4 protein-coding genes are annotated in these 3,736 nt (G+C 71.9%); all 4 read left to right on the top strand.

Going from position 1 to position 3,736, the window contains the following annotated elements:
* Window positions 1-910, top strand: a 910-nt coding sequence (locus AA75_RS31170; RefSeq protein ID WP_033823674.1) for an ABC transporter permease, incomplete at its 5' end; no start/stop codon positions are given.
* Entirely contained in the window at window positions 907-1,896 is a 990-nt protein-coding gene (locus AA75_RS31165; RefSeq protein WP_033823672.1) for an ABC transporter permease, read from the top strand. The genes AA75_RS31170 and AA75_RS31165, both read left to right, overlap by 4 nt.
* Window positions 1,893-2,909, top strand: coding sequence for an ABC transporter ATP-binding protein (locus tag AA75_RS31160; RefSeq protein WP_082526967.1), 1,017 nt, complete (start codon window positions 1,893-1,895; stop codon window positions 2,907-2,909). The genes AA75_RS31165 and AA75_RS31160 overlap by 4 nt, the downstream gene beginning before the upstream one ends.
* The coding region (locus AA75_RS31155; protein ID WP_033823671.1) for an ABC transporter ATP-binding protein at window positions 2,906-3,736 on the top strand (831 nt) is incomplete at its 3' end. The genes AA75_RS31160 and AA75_RS31155, both read left to right, overlap by 4 nt.

Raw genomic sequence — 3,736 nt, 5'->3', positions numbered from 1 at the left:
GCCCGCCGCACCCCCCGCCTCCCCCTGGCGCCTCGCCTGGCACCGCCTGCGCCGCGAACGGCCCGCCATGGTGGGCCTCGGCATCATCGTCTTCTTCGTCCTGGCCGCCCTGCTCGCCCCCGTGCTCAGCGCCCTCGGCGGCCACGGCCCGGCCGACACCGACAAGAAGGCCCTCGACCTCTACCTCGGCGGCATGCCCAAGGGCGCGCTCGGCGGCGTCAGCGCCGGCCACTGGCTCGGCGTCGAACCGGCCCTCGGCCGCGACATCTTCGCCCGGCTCCTGTACGGCGCCCAGATCAGCCTGCTGGTCGCCTTCAGCGCCGCCCTCATCACCACCGTCATCGGCGTCCTGCTGGGCATCACCGCCGGCTACTTCGGCGGCCGGACCGACGCCGTGATCAGCCGCTTCATGGACGTCATGATGTCCTTCCCCAGCCTGATCTTCATGATCGCGCTGCTCTCGGTGGCCCGCGACGCCAACCGGATCCTGCTGCTGATCCTGGTGATGAGCGTCTTCGGCTGGCCCTACATCGCCCGGCTGATCCGCGGCCAGACCCTCTCGCTCAAACACCGCGAGTACGTCGAGGCGGCCCGCGCCTGCGGCACCTCCAGCGCCCGGATCCTGTTCACCGAGATCCTGCCCAACCTCACCGGCACCATCATCGTGTACGTCACCCTGGCGATCCCCGGGCTGATCGGCGCCGAGGCCGCACTCACCTACCTCGGGGTCGGGGTCCGCCCGCCGACGCCCTCCTGGGGGCAGATGATCTCGGACGCGGTGCCCTACTACAAGGTCGACCCGATGTTCTTCATCCTGCCCAGCAGCTGCCTGTTCCTGGTGGTGCTGGCCTTCACCCTGCTCGGCGACGCGCTGCGCGACGCCCTCGACCCGAAGGGCGGCCGGGCATGATCGGATTCCTGGTCCGGCGCCTGATCGGCATCGCCTTCACCCTCGTGGTGATCTGCGCCATCACCTTCGCCGTCTTCTACCTGCTGCCGACCGACCCGGCCGCCCAGTTCTGCGGCAAGGACTGCTCCGCCGAGCGGATCCTGCTGGTCCGCCAGCAGATGGGCCTCGACGACCCGCTGATCGTCCAGTTCGGCCGCTACCTGGCCGGCATCTTCGCCGGCCAGACCCTGGGCAGCGGCAGCTACGCCGTGCACTGCTCCTTCCCCTGCTTCGGCTACTCCTACCAGAGCGCCCAGCCGGTCTGGGACCTGATGATGGACCGGCTCCCCGCCAGCATCTCGCTGGCCGTCGGCGCCGCCTTCCTGTGGCTGGTCCTGGGCCTTGCCGCCGGGGTGCTCTCGGCGCTGCGCCGGGGCACCTGGATCGACCGCACCCTGATGGTCGGCACCATCGGCGTCGCCGCCCTGCCGGTCTACTTCACCGCCATGGTGCTGCTCTACCTGGTGGTCGCCAAGCTCGACCTGATCCCGTACCCGCGCTACATCGCCTTCGGCGAGCACCCCGGCCAGTGGATCGAGAACCTGATCCTGCCGTGGATCACCCTGGCGCTGATGTCCGCCGCCATGTACGCCCGGATGACCCGCAACTCCGTCATCGAGACGATGGCCGAACCGTACGTGCGCACCGCCCGGGCCAAGGGCCTGCGCGAGCGCCGGGTGGTGGCCAAACACGGCCTGCGCCCCGCGCTCACCCCGGTCGCCACCATGCTCGGCATGGACCTCGGCGGCCTGCTGGCCGGCGCGCTGATCACCGAGTCGCTCTTCGGCCTCCCCGGCGTCGGCAAGCTCTTCGCCGACTCCCTCGGCAAGGCCGACCAGCCGGTGGTCATGGGGATCACCCTGCTCGCCTCCTTCTTCATCGTCACCTCCAACCTGGTCGTGGACGTGGTCTACGCCTGGATCGACCCGAGGGCGAGGCTGTCGTGACCCTGCTCGAAGTCAAGGACCTCACCGTCGGGTTCCGCACCGCCGAGGGCGACGTACAGGCCGTACGGGGAGTGGACTTCACCGTGGAGGCCGGCCGCACGCTCGGCATCGTCGGCGAGTCCGGATCCGGGAAGTCCGTCACCTCGCTGGCCGTCATGGGCCTGCACCGCGGCGCCGAGGTGACCGGCTCGGTCCGCTTCGACGGCACCGAACTGATCGGCGCCGACCCGGAGACCGTACGCCGCCTGCGCGGACGCCGGATGGCGATGGTCTTCCAGGACGCCCTCACCTCGCTGCACCCCTACTTCACCATCGGCGACCAGATCGCCGAGGCCTACCGGGAGCACTTCGGCGCCGGCCGCAAGGCCGCGTGGGCCCGCGCCGTCGAGGTGCTCGGCGACGTCGGCATCCCCGAACCGGCCCGCCGGGCGGGCGAGTACCCGCACCAGTTCTCCGGCGGCATGCGCCAGCGGGCGATGATCGCCCTGGCCCTCTCCTGCGAACCCGACCTGATCATCGCCGACGAACCCACCACCGCCCTCGACGTCACCGTCCAGGCCCAGGTGCTCGAACTGCTGATGGGACTCCAGCAGGAACGCGGCCTCGGCATCATCATGATCACGCACGACCTCGGCGTGATCGCCCGGGTGGCCGACGAGGTCCTGGTCATGTACGGCGGCTCGGCCGCCGAACAGGCCCCCGCCGAAACGCTGTTCGGCTCCCCGCGGCACCCCTACACCCGCGGCCTGCTGGACTCCCTGCCCCGCCTCGACGACGACGGCACCGCCGCGCTGTCCGCCATCCCCGGCAGCCCGCCCTCGCTGCTCGCCCCGCCGCCCGGCTGCGCCTTCCACCCCCGCTGCCCGGTCTACGCCGCCGCCCCCGCGGCCGGCCGCGCCGCCTGCACCGCCGAACGCCCCCCGCTGCGCCTGGTCGCCGAACACCACCGCACCGCCTGCCTGCTGGACACCCTGTCCGAGGGCCGCACCGACCCCGAGGAGGTGACCGCATGACGGAGCCCCTGCTCACCGTGCAGGACCTGGGCATGACCTTCCCCGTCGGCGGCGGCGTCCTGCGCCGGCGCGCGGGCGTGCGCGCCGTCGACCGGGTCAGCTTCGACGTCCGGCCCGGCGAGACGCTCGGCCTGGTCGGCGAATCCGGCTGCGGCAAGTCCACCACCGGCCGGATGCTGGTCCGCCTGCTCGACCCCACCGCCGGCCGGATCGCCTTCCGCGGCCAGGACATCACCCGCACCGGCCAGCGCCAACTGCGCCCGCTGCGCAGCAAGTTGCAGATGATCTTCCAGGACCCGTTCGCCTCGCTCAACCCCCGGCAGACCGTCCAGCAGATCATCTCCGCCCCGCTGCGCGCCCAGGGCACCGACCCGGCCCGCACCGCCGCCGAGGTCCGCGACCTGATCCGGCTGGTCGGCCTCGCCCCGGAACACCTGGAGCGCTACCCCCACCAGTTCTCCGGCGGCCAGGCCCAGCGCATCGGCATCGCCCGCGCCCTCGCCACCCGCCCCGAACTGGTCGTCGCCGACGAACCGGTCTCCGCCCTCGACGTCTCCATCCAGGCCCAGATCGTCGGCCTGATGGAACGCCTGCAGCGCGAACTCGGCGTCGCGTACCTCTTCATCGCCCACGACCTCGCCGTGGTCAGGCACATCAGCCACCGGGTCGCCGTGATGTACCTCGGCCGGATCGTCGAGATCGGCGACAAGCAGGAGGTGTACGGCAACCCCGCACACCCCTACACCAAGGCGCTGCTGTCCGCCGTCCCGCTGCCCGACCCGCTCGCCGAACGCCGCCGGGAGCGGATCGTGCTGCTCGGCGACCCG

The sequence above is a fragment of the Kitasatospora sp. MBT63 genome (assembly GCF_000710465.2).
Classification (GTDB): domain Bacteria; phylum Actinomycetota; class Actinomycetes; order Streptomycetales; family Streptomycetaceae; genus Kitasatospora.
The sequence above is the reverse complement of the archived record's forward strand: the minus strand, read 5'-3'. Positions and strand labels throughout refer to the sequence as shown.

Excerpts from the sequence above, each read along its gene's own strand:
- AA75_RS31165 (WP_033823672.1), top strand. The coding sequence starts at position 907 with ATGATCGGATTCCTGGTCCGGCGCCTGATCGGCATCGCCTTCACCCTC.